The following is a 17,750-nucleotide window of genomic DNA, read 5'->3' as shown; positions in this document are numbered from 1 at the left end:
GTGTTGCCAAAGGAATCCCAACCAGCAACCATTCCAAAGAACAGCCACCAGTCCGGGGTATAAAACAATTGGCACTGGCTTTACAAGCACCCTGTTGAGTTCTCAAAGAACAACCACACACCAACCAGAAACCCCGCACCGCGGAGCCCCCGTTTGGGGCAACCTCTCCAACCTACTCGGTCTCACGTTCGTCGTCAACCTCGTGTCCGAGGTGATCAACTTGGCTCGACCAGACCCACGCTGACGCTCGCCGTTTCCGGCGTTCGTGGCTCTCATGGGTTTCGGCGGACCGGCCGGCGTCGCTTTCGCGACCACCCGCCCGGCTCCCTGCCGGCTTTCGAACTCTACCCGGTCGGCTTCGCCTTCGCAACTCCGTGTCCCGGAGTGTCGAGCACCGCCCGAATCTCAGTCTGGCTCGGCGTCGCCGCCACCAGCCTGGCGCCCGCTCTCGGCCGGTTTGCCCCGGCCTCCCGCGTGCAGAGAGAAAGTTACGCGGACCGGCCGTGGAAGGCAAATCAATGATCGTCATTGCCCGAGCGGAGCGCGCGCAGCCGATACCGGCCGGAAAGCACCCGCGGAAGGGATCCCCCGGCGGCGGCCCCGTGCCAGAGTGGTCGGCATGGATGACCCGTCCCCGGTCCCGGCCGTCGCCGAGGACGCTCTGCTCGGCCTCCTGCTGCCGTTCTGGCAGTTGGTGATCGGGGCCGTCGTGCTCGCCGTACTGGTGCTGTCGATCAGACGCCTGGCCCGGCGCGGCCCCTCCCGGATGACCACCGCCCTGCTGGTCACTGCGGCGGCGATAGCCGGAATCGCCGCCCTGGGCCTGCTGTTCGGAGGCTGACCGCGGTCAGAGCCGGCGGTTGGCCAGGCTGGGCAGCTCGGCGCGGATCGTCCGCAGCCGCTCCAGGTCGATCTCGGTGACCGCCAGTCCCGGACCGTCGGCGACCTGGCTCAGCACCGTCCCCCACGGGTCCACCACCATGCTCCGGCCGAAGCACGTCCGGCCCGGGTCATGATCACCCGTCTGGCCCGCCGCCGCCACGAAGCACTGGTTCTCGATCGCCCGGGCCCGCAGCAGCACCTCCCAGTGGTCCCGCCCGGTGTGCATCATGAACGCGGCCGGCACGACGAGCAGTTCGGCGCCGCCGTCGGTCGCGAGCTGCCGGTACAACTCGGGGAACCGCAGGTCGTAACAGATGGACAGGCCCACCCGCAGGCCCTCGACGTCGACCACCACCGGCTTCTCCCCGGGCGCGACGGTTGCCGACTCCCGGTAGGAGACGCGGCCGGGGATCTCCACGTCGTACAGATGGATCTTGCGGTAGGTGGCGGCGAGCGCGCCCTCGCGGTCGAAGACCAGCGAGGTGTTCCAGGTGTGCGCCGGGTCCGGCCCGGCCTCGTGGAACGAGCCGGCGATCACCCACATGCCGAGCCGCCGGGCGACCGCCGCGAAGAACCGCCCCACCTCGCCGTCGACCGGCTCCGCCGGGGGCATCTGGTCATCGGGGCCGAGGTAGTCGACGTACTCCGGAAGGAGGGCGAGGTCGGCGCCGGCCGCCGCGGCCCTGACCAGCAGGGCCTCGGCGGCGGCGAGGTTCGCCGCCCGGTCGTCGCGGGCGTTGAGCTGGCAGACGGCGACGCGCATGACCCGAGGGTACGGGCGCAGGCGGGCGCGCGACAGGGCTCAGACGCTGGACAGCACGAGCGCGGCGGCGGCGAAGCCGAGTCCGGCCAGTTGCACCGGCCGGAGCCGTTCCCGGTCGACGGCGAGCGCGAGCAGGACGGTGCTCGCCGGGTAGAGCGAGGCGACGGCGGCCACCACGCTCAGGTGGCCGCGTCCGGCGGCGGCGAGGAAGAGCGCGTTCGCTGCCGAGTCGAGCAGGCCGGCGGCCGCGGCCCAGCCGAGCACCCGCCGCCCGAGGCGCAGGCGAGTGCCGGTACGCGCGGCGAGCGCGAGGCCGAACGCGACGGAGCTGACGCGTACCGCCAGAACCGGCCACATGCCAGCGCTCTCGTCGGCCTGGCCGAGCAGCGCGAAGAAGACGCCGAAGAGCAGTCCCGCGGCGAGTGCCATGGCCAGGACGCGGCCGGAAACGCGGCGTGCGGCGCCGCGCTCCCCCAGGCTGACCAGCCCGATGGCGACCACGGCGAGCCCGGCGCCGCCCAGCGCCACGGCGCCCGGGGAATGGGCGAGGACCAGGCCGGCGACGATCGGCACGATCGCCGCCGTGATCGCGGTGACCGGCGCGACGACGGCCATGACGCCGGTGGCCAGCGCGCGGTAGAGCAGCATGACGCCGCCCGCGCCCGCCACCCCGGCCAGCAGCCCCCAGCCCAGGTCGAGGGCGCTCGGGGTGCCGGGCACAACGAGTACGAGCACGACCAGCAGCGGAAGGCTGAGCATCTGCGACACGACGGTGACAGCGATGGGGTCGGCCCATCGGGACGCCTTGCCGCCGGAGAAGTCGGCCGTGCCGAAGGCGAGCGCCGAGACGGCGGCGAGGACAATGGGGAGCACATCGCAGTCGTACCATAATAGTGACCGTGAAGGACAGTGTGATGACCGACGCAAGCGGACGGGTCGGCGCGGTGACCTCAGCGGTCGCCCGGCAGGTACGTGAGTTGCGAGCCGCCCGCGGCTGGTCCTTCGAGGAACTGGCCGGCCGGTCCGGCGTCAGCAAGGGCATGCTCGTGCAGATCGAGGGTGCCCGCACCAACCCGAGCATCGGCACGCTCTGCCGGGTCGCCGACGCGTTCGGCGTCAGCATCGCCCGGCTGCTGGAGCCGGCCGAGGAGAGCACGGTACGGGTCAGCGCTGCCGATGACGCGCCGGTGCTGTGGCGCGGCCCGCACGGCGGCCTGGCGCGTCTGCTCAGTGGGCTCGGCGAACCCGACCTGGTCGAGCTGTGGGACTGGCGGATGGAACCCGGAGAGACGTTGCGCTCCCCCGACCACGCCCACGGCACCCGGGAGATCCTGCACGTGCTCGACGGCGCCGCGACAGTCACCGTCGACGGCGTCGACCACGAGGTACGCGCCGGCGAGACGGTCGAGTTCCACGCCGACCGGGAGCACGGCTACCGGACGGCCGGCGACGAGCCGGTGCGCCTGATGATGGTGGTGGTCACCCCGTCGGGCGAGTGGGACCGGCGGACCCGTTCACGCGGACCGCGCCCGAGCTGACCCGGGCGCGGTCGCGACGTCGGTCAGGCCGACTTCTCCTCGCGGTCCCGCCGGCGCCGGCCGGTGAACTCGCGGGGCACGATCGTCGGGTTGACGTTCTCCAGCACGACCTCGCGGGTGATCAGCACCCGGGCGGCGTCGGGGTTGCTCGGCACCTCGTACATCACGGAGAGGAGCACCTCTTCCATAATCGCCCGCAGGCCGCGGGCGCCGGTGCCGCGGAGCATGGCCTGATCGGCGATGGCCTCCAGCGCGGGCTGCTCGAACTCCAGCTCGACGCCGTCCAGCTCGAACAGGCGCTGGTACTGCCGGACCAGCGCGTTGCGCGGCTCGGTCAGGATCCGCACCAGCGCGGTGCGGTCGAGGCTGCGCACGTTGGTGATCACCGGAAGCCGGCCGATGAACTCGGGGATCAGCCCGAACTTCAGCATGTCCTCCGGCATGACCTGGCTGAAGATGTCGTCGGTCGACCGCTCGGACACCGACCGGAGCCGGGCGCCGAAGCCGGTGCCGCCGGAGCCGGTGCGGGCCTCGATGATCTGGTCGAGCCCGGCGAACGCGCCACCGCAGATGAACAGCACGTTGGTGGTGTCGATCTGGATGAACTCCTGGTGCGGGTGCTTGCGCCCGCCCTGCGGCGGCACGTTGGCGACAGTGCCTTCGAGCATCTTCAGCAACGCCTGCTGCACGCCCTCGCCGGAGACGTCACGGGTGATCGAGGGGTTCTCCGACTTGCGGGCGATCTTGTCGACCTCGTCGATGTAGATGATGCCCGTCTCGGCGCGCTTGATGTCGTAGTCGGCGGCCTGGATCAGCTTCAGCAGGATGTTCTCGACGTCCTCGCCGACGTAGCCCGCCTCGGTGAGCGCTGTGGCGTCCGCGATGGCGAACGGGACGTTGAGCATCCGGGCGAGCGTCTGCGCCAGGTGGGTCTTGCCGCAGCCGGTCGGGCCGAGCAGCAGGATGTTGGACTTGGCCAGCTCCACGCCGTCGGTGCCGGAGCCCGGGGCGCCGGCGGCCTCGGCCTGGATCCGCTTGTAGTGGTTGTAGACCGCGACGGCGAGCGCCTTCTTGGCCTGCTCCTGACCCACCACGTAGTTGTCGAGGAACTGGCAGATCTCCATCGGCTTGGGAAGCTCTTCCCACTTCACCTCGCCGGACTCGGCCAGCTCCTCTTCGATGATCTCGTTGCAGAGATCGATGCACTCGTCGCAGATGTAGACGCCAGGGCCCGCGATGAGCTTCTTGACCTGCTTCTGCGACTTGCCGCAGAACGAGCATTTCAGTAGGTCGCCGCCGTCACCGATCCGTGCCACCTACGTTCTCCCTGCACTCATCGGCCGGAACGCCGGCCCTGACCTGCGAGCGCCGGAGCGCCCGTCCGTCCTGTCGTTCCACCATGCTGTCGGCTCCACCGATCCGACCGGCGGAGCGGTACAGACCCGACGTTACCCGGTGGCCGGGTTTTCTCCGACCCCCAAAACCGGTGTGTCAGAGGTCGACCGGGAACGATACCCCGGCCGACCTCCGACCACACGTGGCTCAGCCCGCGGCGTGCGACGCCAGCAGACCCTTCTTGCGGCTGGTCAGGATCGTGTCGACCAGCCCGTACTCCTTGGACTCCTCGGCCGTCATGATCTTGTCACGGTCGATGTCCTTGCGAACCTGCTCGATCGGGCGGTTGCAGTGCCGGGACAGCATGTCCTCCAGCTGCGTCCGCATCCGCAGGATCTCCCGCGCCTGGATCTCGATGTCCGAGCCCTGGCCGTAGCCGCCCTCGGTGGCCGGCTGGTGGATGATGATCCGGGAGTTGGGCAGCGCCATCCGCTTACCCGGGGTGCCCGCGGAGAGCAGCACCGCCGCCGCGCTCGCCGCCTGCCCGAGGCAGACGGTCTGGATGTCCGGGCGGACGTACTGCATGGTGTCGTAGATCGCCGTCATGGCGGTGAAGGAGCCACCGGGCGAGTTGATGTACATGATGATGTCGCGGTCCGGGTCGGTGCCCTCCAGCGTCAGCAGCTGGGCCATCACGTCGTTGGCCGACGCGTCGTCCACCTGCACGCCGAGGAAGATGATCCGGTCCTCGAAGAGCTTGTTGTACGGGTTGGACTCCTTCATCCCGTACGACGTGCGCTCGACGAACGACGGCAGGACGTAGCGGTTGTGCACGGCCGCGAACTGGGGCGGCAGGCTCAGGTCGGTCATCGTCAGCTCCTCGGTCAGCTCAGGGTCCCGGCGCCATCCGGAACCTGCGCGGCCCCGATGATCACCTTGTCGATGAAGCCGTAGTCCATGGCCTCCTGGGCGGTGAACCAACGGTCACGGTCCGAGTCCGCCTCGATCTGCGCCTGGGACTGGCCGGTGTGGAACGCGACCCGCTCCTGGAACATCCGCTTGGTGTAGAGCATCTGCTCGGCCTGGATCGCGATGTCCGACGCGGTGCCGCCGAGGCCACCCGACGGCTGGTGCATCATGATCCGCGCGTGCGGCAGGGCGTAGCGCTTGCCCTTGGTGCCGGCGCAGAGCAGCAGCTGGCCCATCGAGGCCGCCATGCCCATCGCCACTGTCGAGACGTCGTTGTCGATGTACTGCATGGTGTCGTAGATCGCCATGCCGGAGTAGACCGAGCCACCCGGCGAGTTGATCCAGAGGAAGATGTCGCGGTCCGGGTCCTCCGCGGCGAGCAGCAGGAGCTGCGCGCAGATGCGGTTGGCCACCTGGTCGTTCACCTCGCTGCCCAGGAAGATGATCCGTTCCTTGAGCAACCGGTTGTAGACCGAGTCGTCGAGGTTGCCAATGGAGTCGCCACCGCGGGCCTCGTTCACCCGGAGCGACTTCTTGGGGATGTGCATGTCGGTCATGGCAGCCCTTCGCTCTCCGTACCGTCCTACCCGACACTAACCGCTCAGCCGGGAGGCGTACTCCCGGTCGGGGCACTGTTCGCTCTCAGCGCAGTCACCCGCACGGCGTACCCCGGAAAGGGTTTCGGCCGCCTCCCGGCGCACAGCGCGGGACGGCGGCCGACACCCCCGACGGTCAGTGCTGGTGGTCGTGCTCGGCCTCGTTCTGGGCCCGCAGCGCGTCGAGGGAGACCTCGTTGCCCGCCGAGTCCTTGATCTTGATCTTCTCCATCACCGCGGCGAGCGCCTTGCCCCGGCGGACGTCGCCGAAGACGGCCGCGGCGGCGCCGGAGCGGACCAGCTGGTCGTAGTACTGCTGCGGGGCCATGCCGGCGCGCTGCGCCCGGTGCACGATCTCGTGACCGAACTCGTCGTCGGAGACCTGCACGTCCTCGGCGTCGGCCAGCGTGTCCAGCAGGAGCTGGATCTTGACGCCGTCGGTCGCCGCCTCGGTCAGCTCGGCGTCGATTTGCTCCTCGGTCTTCTCCTCCGCCGCGAGGTACTCCTCCAGAGAGGCGCCGATGCGCTCGAGCTGGTCGACCATCGCGGCCTTGCGGCTCTCGACCTCCTCCTTGACGACGCCCTCGGGCGCCGGCACCTCGGCGGCGGCCACCATCTGCTCCAGGGCCTTGTCGCGGGCGGCGTAGATCTGCTCGACCTGCTTGCCCCGGGTGATCCGCTCCCGCAGGTCGCCGCGCAGCTCGTCGATGGTGTCGAACTCGCTGGCCATCTGCGCGAAGTCGTCGTTGAGCTCGGGGAGCTCCTTCTCCTTGACCGTGCGGACGGTCACCGCCACGTCGGCGTCGCGGCCGGCGTAGTCGCCACCGACGAGCTGCGTGGTGAAGGTGGTGCTGTCGCCGGCGGCCAGGCCGACCAGCGCCTCGTCCAGACCCGGCAGGAGCTGCTTGCTGCCCACCTCGTGCGAGATGTTGCTCGCCGAGCCGCCCGGGACCTCCTCGCCGTCGACCGTGGCGTTCAGGTCGATCTGCACGAAGTCGCCCTCCTGGGCGGCCCGCTCGACGGTCTTCAGCGTGGCGAAGCGCTCGCGCAGGCTGTTGATCTGCTCGTCGATCTCGCTGTCGGCGATCTCGATCTCGTCGACGGTCACCTCGATGGTGGCCGGGTCCGGCAGGGTGATCTCCGGCCGGACGTCCACCTCGGCGGTGAAGTTGAGCGAGTCGCCGTCGTTGAACTCCGTGATGTCGACCTCGGGACGGCCCAGCGTCTTCAGGTCGTGCTCCCGGACCGCGGCGAGGATGTTCTGCGGGATGGCCTCCTGGATCGCCTCGTTGAGGACGGTCCCCCGGCCCACCCGCTGGTCGATCACCGCGCTGGGAACCTTGCCCCGGCGGAAGCCGGGAACCTGGACCTGCTGGCCGATCTCCCGGTACGCCTTCTTGAGGCTCGGCTCGAGCTCGACGAACGGCACCTCGATGGCGAGCCGCACGCGCGTCGGGCTCAGAGTCTCGACGGTGCTCTTCACAGGCGTACTCCTTGACGGATCTGGGTGTTGATTCTGGGGCGTGATTGCGCGCATCGAGTGTAGGCGAGCCGGCCGACGGCATCGGCAGGGCCCGGGCACCGCGCGGAAAAAACCGGCGGTTCCCGGGACGATCCGGTCGCGAACGACAGTCGGGGTGGCGGGATTTGAACCCACGGCCCCTCGCTCCCAAAGCGAGTGCGCTACCAAGCTGCGCCACACCCCGTGGCGACGAAGAGTGTATGCCGTCCGGTCCCCCGCGCGGGTGACCGGGGCGCGGCGCGGCGGTCGGCGGGCCGCCGCCGGGCCGCCGCCGAGCCGCCGCTGGGCCGCCGCTGGGCCGCCAGTTCGGGGAAGTGGCTGGGTCCGAGGGCCCGGGAAGGCGCCACCTCGCCGAGGTGGTGTGGATCTTGACGGTCCGCGGCGAGCGCGGGGTATGCGCTTCGCGGCGCCAACCCGGATTGGGTACGCTGTCGGCGCGCCCTGCTGTGGTGGGGTGCTCGCGGGCGTAGCTCAATGGCAGAGCTTCAGTCTTCCAAACTGACGGTGCGGGTTCGATTCCCGTCGCCCGCTCCACCCACGAAGGCCCAGGCAGACCGCATGATTGCGGCACCTGGGCCTTTCGCTTCCGTGGGGCGGATCTTGCGACCATCCGCGGCCCTCGGTCGACAGCGACGGGTTTCGTTACCGCGTCCGGTCAGCATTCCTGCGCACCGATCTCCGGACACCGGGCAGAGCGTCATGACCGCTACGCGCAGGAGGCCGCTGGGCGTACTCGAAACTGTCAGCACTACCGAGCATCGGCGAGGAGCACTGGGTCCACCGGATGCGGCAGTCCGGGCTGGCGGACCTCATGCCGTCGCTGCGGGACACCGTCTGGGTGGGGCTGAGCGCCGTCGAGGTCGTCTCCGAGGGGCAGTGGAGGTGGTTTCCCGCGTGAGCACCCGCCCATGCCGCGATCAGCGCGCCGCGTACCCCAGGTCGGTCGCCGGCAGGCGGCGCCGCAGCCAGGTGACGACGAGTTCGTCGAAGCCCGGTGCCCGCTCGGCAGGGGTGTAGCGACCCTCCTTCACCTGCGCGGGTCCGTCGCCCGTGTAGACGCGGATGCTGTGGTCGGCGCCGGGGAAGACCACAGTCGTGTGATCGGCGTGGCCCGCGTCGTCGAGGGCGCTGCTGATCGCGCGGACACTCGCCTCCACCGGCACGAGCAGGTCGTCCGCGCCGAAGATCGCCAGCAGCGGGCAGCGCAGGGCCGCCAGTGCCGGGGCGGGGTCGTAGTCCGCGATGCCCGCGATGAACGCGATGGACTCGGGTGTCGTCCCGGCGAGCATCGGATACCAGGAAGCGCCGTGCCAGTGCGCCTGCGCGACGTGCACGCGCGCCGGGTCGTCGCCCGACCGGACCCGCCGGATCTGGTCGCGTAGCAGGAGAAGCGCCTGCTGGATGTCCGTGTCGCTGAAGCCCTCCGCCGCGAGTTGGTGGCGGAGCCGGTACTCCTCCTGGATCCGTACGCTCACGCCCGGACCCGACACCGTCACCACCGCCGCGATCCCGTCGTCAGCGGCCGCCGCGAGGTGAGCCACCCAGCCGCCCTGGCTGCCGCCGATCAGCGCGACCGCGCCGGACAGCACGTCCGCGCGGCTCCGCACGGCCCGGACCGCTGCCACGGTCTCGTCGGCGCGGTCGGTCATGGTCTGACGGGTCCAGTCACCCGTTGACGCTCCGGAACCGGGCTTGTCGTAGGCGAGGCTCGCGAAGCCGGCTGCGGCCAGCCTCGTCTGCCACGACCCCTGGTCGCGGCCACCGGGACCGGAACCCTCGACGAAGACCACCGCCGGGTACGGCCCCGGCCAGGGCGGCCGGACGAAGTCGCCGACCAGCTCGTTCCCGTCGTCGAGGAACGAGAACTCCGCGGTCACCGGCTCGAACAACACCCCGCCGACCGTACGGGGTGCCTGCCACCCGCCCGAGTCCTCAGGCGACGGTGACGGGCCAGCCGTACGGCCGGCGGGTCTCCCGCCATCTCGTGCCCGTTCCGAACGCCTGGCTGTGAAGCAGCTCAGTCGCGTCGACCTTGGTCAGCAGCGCCGGAGCGAGCCCCCGGTCAGATGGGCCACACCGGCTCGGCGAGCCGCCATCTCCACCCGATCGGCGCCGATGGCCTAGTAGTGGTCCTCGATCGGCCGGCGCGCCTCGTCGAACAGCGCCGGTCCGTCGTACCGCACCGGGCGCGGCGCCGGGGTGGCCGGTTTGACCTGCTCGAACTGCTCGGTGGACAGCGCGTACACGACCCGGCCGAGGCCTGATGCGTTGATCGCCACGGTGCACATCGGGCAGGGCTGGCAGCTGGTGTACATCGTGGTGGCGACTGCCGCCTCGGGGGCGAGCTGCCGGGCGGCCCAGCGGGCCAGCTTCAGCTCCGGGTGCGCGGTGACGTCCCGTTCGGAGACCACCGTGTTGTGGTCCTCGATCAGGACGGTGCCGTCCGCGCCGACCAGCAGCGACGCGAACGGCCGCTCGCCGGACGCGCCGGCCCGGTCGGCGAGTTCCACGGCGCGGCGCAGGAACGCTTCGTCGTCGGGGGTCATCGGCTCTCCTGGTGGTCAGTCGGCGGCGATCTGCTCGACGGATCGGGCGGCGACGGCGCGCAGGACCGGGTCACCGCTGCGGGCGTACGCATCGCTCAGGGTGTCGATGAATTTGATCGCGTGCGCGTCCCCGGTGTCCAGCGCACGCGCCATGGCCTCGCCGAGTTCCGGCCCGGCGGCCGGTGGCAGGGCACGAGCCTCGACCGGGGCGTAGGCGGCGGTGACGGCGGCGGTCGCCGCCCAGGCGGCGGCCAGACTCGGCCGCCACAGCGGCGGCGGCAGGGCCGGCAGCGTCCGCAGAACGGCGTTCGGCGCGGTCGCCGCGTGCACGAGCATGACCGGGGCGGCGTACCCGTGGGTGCCGTGCCGCTGCACGGCGGCGTCGACGACCGCCGCGAGCCGGGTGGGCGCGTCGTCGGCCGCGTCGCCGGGCACCGCCGCCGCCACCGCCGGCCACCGGGTCAGGTCGGCCAGTTGCGCCAGGCGGGACCGGATGCCGAACCGCTGGTCGGGTACGCGCGGCACCGCGTCGAGCGCGGACCGCGCGTCTGTCACCGGGTACGGTCCGGCGCCTGGCGGCGCGAGTGGCTGCCAGCGGGCGGCCCAGTAGGCGAGCCCGTGGCCGAGTTCGGTGACCCGCGGTCCGGTCTCGGCGTCGAGCAGGGCGCGTACGGCGTGGCCGACGCGGATGACACCGTGGGTGGCGCCGGCGGCGATGCCCGGCAACAGGCGAGGCCACCAGCGGGCCAGCACGTCGCGCCACGGCTCGCCGGCCAGCTCGCGGTCGAAGAGGTCGAGCCAGTCGCCGGTACGCACCGGGTCGCCGAGCGGGTCGCGCCACTCCGCGGGTGCGATACGCCGGATGCCGCGCGGGCGTTCCTCCAGCCGGTCGGCGTACGCGTCGATCCAGCGGTGCACCGCCCGCCCGTGGCCGTGGCGCACCAGCGCCTCCGCCGCCATCGGCACGTGGTTGGACAGCCACCCGTCGCGCTCGGGACCGGTGTGGCGTACGCGCTCGTACGCCTCGTCGAGTACGGAGTTCAGCACGTCGGCAAGCGTCCGACCTGAAGTCCGGTTGACGTCAAGCGGCGCGGAACCGGCGGGGATCGGACGACGTCGAAGCGGCCATGAGACTTCGTGCCCTGCTTGTCGTCGCCCTGGCAGCTCTCGGCCTCGTCGTCGTCATGTCACCCCCGAAACCCGCGTGGGCGTGCTCGTGCGTCGGGTCCACCACCGAACAGGACGCCAACGCCGACAGCACCGTCGTCGGCACCGTCTCGCAGGTGACCGACAGGGCGATCCGGCTCACCGTCGAGTCCGTCGAGAAGGGCGGCGCCCAGGTCGGGAACAGCCTCACGCTGCGCGTCTCGCCCGGCGAGGCCGCCTGCGGCTACGCCTTCCGCCTCGGCACCCGGTACCGGGTGAACTCGTATGGTGGCGCCACCGGCGTGTGCGCCGGAATCCGCGAGCTGTCGAGCCCGGCGGCGGCCACCACGCCGTCCGTCGCCACGGCTGAGCGGACGCGGGCCGCGGGACCGCCTGCCTGGTGGATCGTCGGCGGCGCGACGGTGGCGGCGCTCGCCGCCGCCGGGCTGGTGGTGGCGGCCAGGCGGCGGACCGGACGCGGACAGCCCTGACCGCCGGTCAGGACAGGCGGCGGCGGATCCGTGCCATGTCCTCCTCGGGCAGCGCGTCGGCCACCAGCAGCCGGGGCAGCAGCTCCGTCTCCAGCGTCGTGGCCCGGAACACCAGCGCCACCGTCACGTCGTGGCCGGGCCGGTGCACGACCTCGACCGGGTCGCCGGCCCCGACGCTGCCCGGCGTGACCACCCGCAGGTACGCCCCGGGCCGTACCTCCTCGGTGAACCGCTTGATCCAGCCGCGTTCGCCCAGCCACCCCTGGAACGTCCCGCAGGGGATGCGCGGGCAGGTGACCTCCAGCACCAGGTCCGGGCCGATCCGCCACCGCTCGCCGATCAGCGCGCCGTTGACGTCCAGCCCGCTGGTGGTCAGGTTCTCGCCGAAGCTGCCGTCGGCGAGCGGGCGGCCCAGCTCGGCCTCCCAGTGGTCGAGGTCCTCCCGCGCGTACGCGTAGACCGCCTGGTCGGTGCCGCCGTGGTGGGCCACGTCGTAGACCCGGTCGCCGGCCAGCCCGACATCGCCGGTGCCCTTCGGTCCGGGCGCGGTGACGGCGACCCGGCCGTCCACGGGCCGCTTGTCGATGCCGGTGGCCCCGATGCCCTTCCACGGGTTCGGTTGCGGTCGGCCCACGTTGACGGAGATCACCCTCATGACGGCGACGGTATGCGGCGCAGGGCCGGACGGGCCAGTCCATTCCCCCGGGCCGGGTGAACGGCGAGGCGGCGTGGCCTGCGTACGATGCGGGCCGGACATCCTCGTCGGGTGGTGGAGGTAGCCGCGGATGGCAGGCCAGCAGGACGGTTTCGCCCTCGGCGTGGACCTCGGGACCTCGAACACCGTGGCGGTGCTGCGCTGGCCGGACGGGCGGACCCGGCCGGTGCTCGTCGACGGCCATCCGATCCTGCCGTCCGGCGTGTACGCCGACGCGGACGGTCACCTGCACGTCGGGCGGGACGCGCAGCGCCTGGCGCAGGCCGACCCGGCCGGCTACGAGCCGAACCCGAAGCGCCGGGTCGACGAGGAGACCGTCGAGCTGGGTGGGCGGGCGTACCGGCCGGCGGAGCTGCTGGCCGCGACGCTGCGCGCGGTCGCGGACGCGGCGGTGGCGGCGGTCGGGATGCTGCCCCCGGCGGTGGTCACCCACCCGGCGGCCTGGACGCCGGCCCGCCGTCAGGTGCTGCACGACGCGCTGGAACTCGCCGGCTGGCCGGCCGCGGCCGAGCACACGCTGGCCGGGCCGATCGCGCCCGGCACCCGCCTGCTGCGCGAGCCGGTGGCCGCGGCGCGCTACTTCACGCAGGTGCTGCGCCGGCCGGTGCCGGTGGGCGGTTCGGTGGCGGTGTTCGACTTCGGCGGCGGCACGCTCGACGTGGCGGTGCTGCGCAACGAGGGCGCCGACCCGTGGGGCGACTCCGGCTTCCAACTGGTCGCCACCGGCGGCATTCCCGACCTCGGCGGCCTGGACCTGGACGCGGCCCTGCTCGGGCGGCTCGGCGAGCTGGTCGGCCCGGCCCACCCGCGTGCGTGGGCCCGGCTGACCGAGGCGACGACGACCGCCGAGCGGCGGGACCGCCAGCAGCTCTGGGACAACGTGCGCGGCGCGAAGGAGATGCTGTCCCGGGCCATGGTGGCGCCGGTGGCCGTACCGGGGGTGGAGGCGGCGGTGCCGCTGCCCCGGGAGGACTTCGAACGCCTCGCCGCGCCGCTGCTGGCCCGGGCGGTGACGGAGACCCGGGAGGTGACCGCCGCCGCCGGGCTGCGACCGGAGCAGCTCAGCGGCCTGTTCCTGGTCGGCGGGTCGACCCGGGTGCCGCTGGTGGCCCGGCTGCTGCACGCCGAGCTGGGCATCGCGCCGACGGTGCTGGAGCAGCCGGAGATGCCAGTCGCCGAGGGCGCGCTCACCGACCTGCCGCTGCCCCGCCGGTCCGGCCGCCCGGCCGCGCCGGTCCAGCCCGCGCCCACGCAGCCCGAACCGACAGGGCCCGCGCCGGGCGGGACCGACGCCGGCACGGCGAGCGCCGCCACGGTCCCCGCCGGTGCGACCAGGACGAACCCGACCGCGCCGCTCGGCGGCACGGACGCGGCCTCCGCCGGACCGCACGGCACGCTGGTCGCCGACGGGCCCGTCCCGCAGACCTCCGCCACCAGGTACGACGGCACGCCGCTCGCCGGAGGTCCGGTCCCGCACTCGAGGTACGACGGCACTCCGGGCGTCCCCGGTTTCGTGCCGCCGGGGGCAGCGCCCGCCGCGCACCACGCCGGACCCGGCGTACCCGGGATGCCGCCGCCCGGCGGTGGATGGCCGCCGGCGGGGCCCGGTCCCGGCGTACCCGGGGCGCCTTTCTCCCCCGCTCCGGGCGGTGTCCGGCCCGGCGGCGGCCGGCCCCGGCGCGGCCGGTGGTTCGCGCTCGGCGCGGGTCTCGTGGTCGTCGCCGTGGCGGCGTCGGTGCTGCTCTGGGTGTTCCGGGACCGGCACCCGGCGCTGGACTTCCACACCGCCGAGCTGGTGAGGACGGTGGCCGCCGGTGACACGCGGCCGGACCAGATGTTCACCGCGACGCTCGGGGAGCGCGCCTACCTGGCCCGTTCGCTGCCCGACGACCACCTCCACGTGACGGCCGTCGAGGCGGCCACCGGCAGGACGGTCTGGGAGAAGCGGACCGACGCGGCCACGCAGCGGTGGGCGGGGATCCGGGCGCTGCCCGACGGGCTGCTCGTCCTCGGCGACGCCACCGGCAGCGGCACTCCGCGCGTGCTCGCGGTGCTCGACGGCGATTCCGGCGAGCAGCGCTGGCAGACGGACGTGGGCCGCGACGACGCGCTGTTCTTCGGGGCCGACACGCTGGTCCGGGTGGACCGGGCCGGCGAGCGCCTGGTCGGGCTGCGGTTGGACGACGGCCGGCAGCGGTGGGAGCGGCGCAACCCGCGCACCGAGTACGGCGACGCCCGTACGAAGGTGCTGCCGGTCGGCACCGGCGCGGCGCTGGACGGGCCCGGTGACGCCGAGGGCTCGCCGCTCGCCCCGTGGGCGGGGAAGGCGGACCGGCTGGTGCAGGTCGGCGCGGACCGCTCGGTCCGGGTCCTGGACCTGCGCAGCGGAAAGGTCCTCAAGGACCGGGGCAACGTGGCCGGCCTCGACGACCCGATGGCCGCCCGCGACGACCGGCTGTACGTGGCGGAGGACGACCGTGGCCTGCGGCTGCTCTCCTACGACCTGGGCAGCCTCGGCACGCCCGGCGTGCTGTACGAGGCGCCGGAGCAGGGCGGCCGGGTGAAGGATCTGGTCACCTGCGGGGAACGTCGCGTGTGCCTGCTGGAGACGCCCGCCGGCGGCGCCGACGGCACCCGGGTGGTGGCGGCGACCGAGGGTGAGGGCAACCGGCAGTGGCCGGCGCCGGGCGCCGAGTCGCTGGTGCCGGTCGGTGAGCACGTGCTGGCCGTGCAGGGCTCGCCGGACGCGGTGACGCTGTTCGCGCCGGACGGCACGGCGAAGGTGCTGCGGGACCGGGACGGGTTCGCGGTCCGGCTGGACGCCGGCAACCTGCTGATCTTCTCCGAGGCGCCGAGCGCGTACGAGGACGACCGGGTCCTCGCCGGCACGGCGGTGGACGGCAAGCCGGTCGAGATGGGGCAGCTCAAGCAGATCCGCAGCGAGTCCTGCTCGTGGAACACCGAGATGCTGGTGTGCGGCGCGGAGAAGGAGTTCCGGTTGTACCGGTTCGCCGGCTGACCGGAAGTGAGCTTGACAGCGATCGATGCCTCGGCTGGTGTGAACGGCAGAGAGATCGACGTTCGTCAGGAGGCCCCGTGTTCGTCCGACGACGGTGGACCGCGCTCGCCACCACCAGCATCCTGATCGCCGCTGTCCTGTCCCATCCCGGCCCCGGCGCCGCCGCGCCGGCCGCCCCCGCGCTCACCCTCGCCCCCACCGAGACCGCGCTGGTCCGCGTGCAGCTCGCCGACCGGGCGCAGCTCGACCGCCTGGTCGCCGGCGGCGCGGACCTGGCCAACCGTCCCCGCTCGCGGGACGGCAGGCTGATCGCCGACCTGGTCCTCACCGGCCGGCAGCTCGCCGACCTCACCCGGCAGGGCGCGACCGCCCTGCAGGTCGTACAGCGGGCCGACGACGGCACCCGGCGGATCGCCGAGAGCCGCCGCGCCGCCCAGGAGCGCACCCGCGCCGGGCTGCGCGCGAGCGGCGCCGCCGCTGTCGACACGCTCCAGTTCCTCCAGGCGTACTGGTGGACCACCGGCGGGCGGACGTTCGTCCAGGCGCAGGTCGCCACCACCGCCAGCGACGACCCCGACGTGGAGATCACCGTCACCTGGCGTACCGCCGACGGCGCCACCGGCTCGTTCCCGCTGTACCGCTTCGAGGACTCGGGCGAATACCAGTACCACTACGCGCTGCCGCAGCCGGCGCCCGGCCGGCCCGTGCAGTTCACCGCCACGTCCAGCCTGGGCGGGACGAGCCGGCCGGTCACGCCGTCGCTCTGGCCGAACGCCTCCCCGCCGCCGCAGCCGGCCGGCTACCAGAAGGACTTCATCGACGCGTACCTGACGCCGGTGGACATCAAGGCGCGCATCGCCCGGCTCGGCCGCCAGTACCGCGACCTGGTCGACGTGATCGACCTGCCGAACAAGACGCAGGGCTACCGCCGCAACGCCGCCGCCTACCTGGGTGACCCGGCGGCCGCCGCCGTGGTGGTGGAGTCGGTCCGCTTCGGCGACCAGGGCATGAACGGCGTGCAGGTACGCACCGTCGACCCGGGCCGGCCGAACCGGCCGCTGAGCATGCGCTACCGGGACCGGGTGCTCACGATTTCGCTGGCCACCGACCGGGCGGGCAAGGTGACGAGCACCACCGACGACGTGGCCGCCCTGATCAACGCGCCGCGCGGCGCCCGCTTCCGGGCCACTGTGGAGGAGGGCTCGGCCGGGCTGCCGATGCCGGTCACCGGGCCGGTACGCCTCGACGACGGGTTGCAGGGCACCGAGGTGCCGGCCCGGCCGTGGACGGTGCAGGCACTGCGCATCGGCAAACACCGTGACGGCTCCCGGATCGGCGTGCTGGCGTACTCGCAGGAGCACGCCCGCGAGTGGGCCACCCCGCTCGTCACGCTGGAGTTCGCCGAGCGGCTGCTCGCCAACGCCCGCACCGACGCGGCGACCCGCAAGCTGCTGGAGCAGGTGGACGTGTTCGTCATCCCGACGGTGAACCCGGACGGCGCGAACTACTCGTTCCACGACTACAACTTCCAGCGCAAGAACCTGGTCAACCACTGCGCCGGTGAAGCGCGGGACCCGAAGTACCGGAACATGTGGGGCGTCGACGTCAACCGGAACTACACGGTCGGATCCCTGTTCGACGGGTACGTGGGCGCGAGCACGAACTGCCTGGCCGGCAACTACGCGGGCACGGCGGAGCTGTCCGAGCCGGAGAGCCGCAACGTGATCGACCTGGCCAAGGCGCACCCGAACATCAAGTTCGCGATGAACGTGCACTCGTACGGCGGTTACTTCATGTGGCCGCCCGGGGCGTACAAGGCCGACGGGCGGGTGACGCTGCCGCGCCCGTCGATCGACGAGTCGACGCTGTTCCTGGCCAGCGCCCGGCGCATCGTCGGGGCCATCGCGGCCGAGCGCGGCACCGTCACCTGGCCGTCGCAGACCGGCCCGGTCGCCGACGTGCTCTACTCGGCGGCCGGCAACTCGGCCGACCAGCTCTACTACGAGCTGGGCATCTTCGCCTGGGACTTCGAGGTCGGCAACGACAGGTGGAACGAGGCCACCGGCCAGTGGGAGGGCGTCGGTTTCCAGCCGCCGTTCGACGAGGCGCACGGCGAGGCGCAGGAGTACGCCGGCGGCCTGGTGGAGCTGGTCCGCGTCGCCCGCGACTACGCGGCGAGCAACCCGGTCCGGCGCTGAGGGCAGGCGGTCCCCGGCCGGTGGAAGTCC

General features: G+C 72.5%; 15 protein-coding genes and 2 tRNA genes. 6 read left to right on the top strand and 11 right to left on the bottom strand.

Annotated features, from left to right (window positions below; all coding sequences use genetic code 11):
• The first annotated feature begins 619 nt into the window (after window positions 1–619).
• On the top strand, window positions 620–841 hold the full coding sequence (locus tag KBX43_RS14165; protein WP_013288029.1) for a hypothetical protein: 222 nt from the start codon (window positions 620–622) through the stop codon (window positions 839–841).
• A 6-nt stretch (window positions 842–847) separates the two neighbouring features.
• Here the strand turns inward: KBX43_RS14165 and KBX43_RS14160 are convergent, their stop codons facing one another.
• A complete protein-coding gene (locus KBX43_RS14160; protein WP_210884698.1) occupies window positions 848–1,645 on the bottom strand; it encodes a carbon-nitrogen hydrolase family protein in 798 nt (265 codons plus the stop codon).
• Window positions 1,646–1,684: 39 nt separating this feature from the next.
• Window positions 1,685–2,518, bottom strand: coding sequence for an EamA family transporter (locus KBX43_RS14155; protein WP_187694009.1), 834 nt, complete (start codon window positions 2,516–2,518; stop codon window positions 1,685–1,687).
• Window positions 2,519–2,559: 41 nt separating this feature from the next.
• Between KBX43_RS14155 and KBX43_RS14150 the strand changes: the two genes are divergently transcribed.
• Window positions 2,560–3,183 carry a helix-turn-helix domain-containing protein gene (locus KBX43_RS14150; RefSeq protein WP_113974832.1) on the top strand — a complete coding sequence of 208 codons (624 nt, stop codon included), beginning with the start codon at window positions 2,560–2,562 and terminating at the stop codon, window positions 3,181–3,183.
• 23 nt (window positions 3,184–3,206) lie between these two features.
• Here the strand turns inward: KBX43_RS14150 and clpX are convergent, their stop codons facing one another.
• From clpX to KBX43_RS14125, 5 genes are all read right to left on the bottom strand, one after another.
• Entirely contained in the window at window positions 3,207–4,499 is a 1,293-nt protein-coding gene (clpX, locus tag KBX43_RS14145; RefSeq protein ID WP_018786885.1) for an ATP-dependent Clp protease ATP-binding subunit ClpX, read from the bottom strand.
• Between the two features lie 226 nt (window positions 4,500–4,725).
• Window positions 4,726–5,388 (bottom strand): ATP-dependent Clp protease proteolytic subunit, encoded by a 663-nt coding sequence (locus KBX43_RS14140; protein WP_013288034.1) that lies wholly within the window; start codon window positions 5,386–5,388, stop codon window positions 4,726–4,728.
• A gap of 14 nt (window positions 5,389–5,402) precedes the next feature.
• Window positions 5,403–6,044, bottom strand: coding sequence for an ATP-dependent Clp protease proteolytic subunit (locus tag KBX43_RS14135; RefSeq protein WP_013288035.1), 642 nt, complete (start codon window positions 6,042–6,044; stop codon window positions 5,403–5,405).
• Window positions 6,045–6,219: 175 nt separating this feature from the next.
• Window positions 6,220–7,566 (bottom strand): trigger factor, encoded by a 1,347-nt coding sequence (tig, locus tag KBX43_RS14130; RefSeq protein ID WP_043328957.1) that lies wholly within the window; start codon window positions 7,564–7,566, stop codon window positions 6,220–6,222.
• A gap of 149 nt (window positions 7,567–7,715) precedes the next feature.
• Window positions 7,716–7,789: transfer RNA gene (locus tag KBX43_RS14125), tRNA-Pro, on the bottom strand.
• A 276-nt stretch (window positions 7,790–8,065) separates the two neighbouring features.
• Between KBX43_RS14125 and KBX43_RS14120 the strand changes: the two genes are divergently transcribed.
• Window positions 8,066–8,139 (top strand) — tRNA-Gly (locus KBX43_RS14120).
• A gap of 383 nt (window positions 8,140–8,522) precedes the next feature.
• Here KBX43_RS14120 and KBX43_RS14110 read toward each other — a convergent pair.
• The 3 genes from KBX43_RS14110 to KBX43_RS14100 all read right to left on the bottom strand — a co-directional run bounded on the left by KBX43_RS14110 (window position 8,523) and on the right by KBX43_RS14100 (window position 11,195).
• The gene (locus KBX43_RS14110) at window positions 8,523–9,497 is read right to left on the bottom strand and encodes a S9 family peptidase (RefSeq protein WP_210884696.1); all 975 of its coding nucleotides are present in this window, start codon (window positions 9,495–9,497) and stop codon (window positions 8,523–8,525) included.
• A gap of 228 nt (window positions 9,498–9,725) precedes the next feature.
• Window positions 9,726–10,151 carry a nucleoside deaminase gene (locus KBX43_RS14105; RefSeq protein ID WP_043328949.1) on the bottom strand — a complete coding sequence of 142 codons (426 nt, stop codon included), beginning with the start codon at window positions 10,149–10,151 and terminating at the stop codon, window positions 9,726–9,728.
• Window positions 10,152–10,166: 15 nt separating this feature from the next.
• Window positions 10,167–11,195 (bottom strand): questin oxidase family protein, encoded by a 1,029-nt coding sequence (locus KBX43_RS14100; protein WP_247677406.1) that lies wholly within the window; start codon window positions 11,193–11,195, stop codon window positions 10,167–10,169.
• A gap of 83 nt (window positions 11,196–11,278) precedes the next feature.
• Between KBX43_RS14100 and KBX43_RS14095 the strand changes: the two genes are divergently transcribed.
• Entirely contained in the window at window positions 11,279–11,788 is a 510-nt protein-coding gene (locus KBX43_RS14095; protein WP_113974824.1) for a hypothetical protein, read from the top strand.
• A 7-nt stretch (window positions 11,789–11,795) separates the two neighbouring features.
• Here KBX43_RS14095 and KBX43_RS14090 read toward each other — a convergent pair whose 3' ends face one another.
• Window positions 11,796–12,443 carry an MOSC domain-containing protein gene (locus tag KBX43_RS14090; protein WP_043328945.1) on the bottom strand — a complete coding sequence of 216 codons (648 nt, stop codon included), beginning with the start codon at window positions 12,441–12,443 and terminating at the stop codon, window positions 11,796–11,798.
• Between the two features lie 130 nt (window positions 12,444–12,573).
• On the opposite strand from KBX43_RS14090, the gene KBX43_RS14085 reads away from it, so the two are divergent.
• Window positions 12,574–15,522, top strand: coding sequence for an Hsp70 family protein (locus KBX43_RS14085; protein ID WP_210884688.1), 2,949 nt, complete (start codon window positions 12,574–12,576; stop codon window positions 15,520–15,522).
• A 77-nt stretch (window positions 15,523–15,599) separates the two neighbouring features.
• The gene (locus tag KBX43_RS14080) at window positions 15,600–17,720 is read left to right on the top strand and encodes a M14 family zinc carboxypeptidase (protein ID WP_210884686.1); all 2,121 of its coding nucleotides are present in this window, start codon (window positions 15,600–15,602) and stop codon (window positions 17,718–17,720) included.
• The last annotated feature ends 30 nt before the right edge of the window (window positions 17,721–17,750 follow it).

It is taken from the genome of Micromonospora sp. C41 (assembly GCF_018070485.1).
Lineage (GTDB): Bacteria > Actinomycetota > Actinomycetes > Mycobacteriales > Micromonosporaceae > Micromonospora > Micromonospora chalcea.
Note: the sequence above shows the minus strand (reverse complement) of the source record. Positions and strands in the feature narration are given on the sequence as shown.

Bases quoted from the DNA above. Each gene is read 5' to 3' on its own strand.
- KBX43_RS14165 (WP_013288029.1), top strand. From the start codon at position 620: ATGGATGACCCGTCCCCGGTCCCGGCCGTCGCCGAGGACGCTCTGCTC.
- KBX43_RS14160 (WP_210884698.1), bottom strand. From the start codon at position 1,645: ATGCGCGTCGCCGTCTGCCAGCTCAACGCCCGCGACGACCGGGCGGCG.
- KBX43_RS14150 (WP_113974832.1), top strand. From the start codon at position 2,560: ATGACCGACGCAAGCGGACGGGTCGGCGCGGTGACCTCAGCGGTCGCC.
- KBX43_RS14140 (WP_013288034.1), bottom strand. From the start codon at position 5,388: ATGACCGACCTGAGCCTGCCGCCCCAGTTCGCGGCCGTGCACAACCGC.
- KBX43_RS14135 (WP_013288035.1), bottom strand. From the start codon at position 6,044: ATGACCGACATGCACATCCCCAAGAAGTCGCTCCGGGTGAACGAGGCC.
- KBX43_RS14105 (WP_043328949.1), bottom strand. From the start codon at position 10,151: ATGACCCCCGACGACGAAGCGTTCCTGCGCCGCGCCGTGGAACTCGCC.
- KBX43_RS14095 (WP_113974824.1), top strand. From the start codon at position 11,279: ATGAGACTTCGTGCCCTGCTTGTCGTCGCCCTGGCAGCTCTCGGCCTC.
- KBX43_RS14090 (WP_043328945.1), bottom strand. From the start codon at position 12,443: ATGAGGGTGATCTCCGTCAACGTGGGCCGACCGCAACCGAACCCGTGG.
- KBX43_RS14085 (WP_210884688.1), top strand. From the start codon at position 12,574: ATGGCAGGCCAGCAGGACGGTTTCGCCCTCGGCGTGGACCTCGGGACC.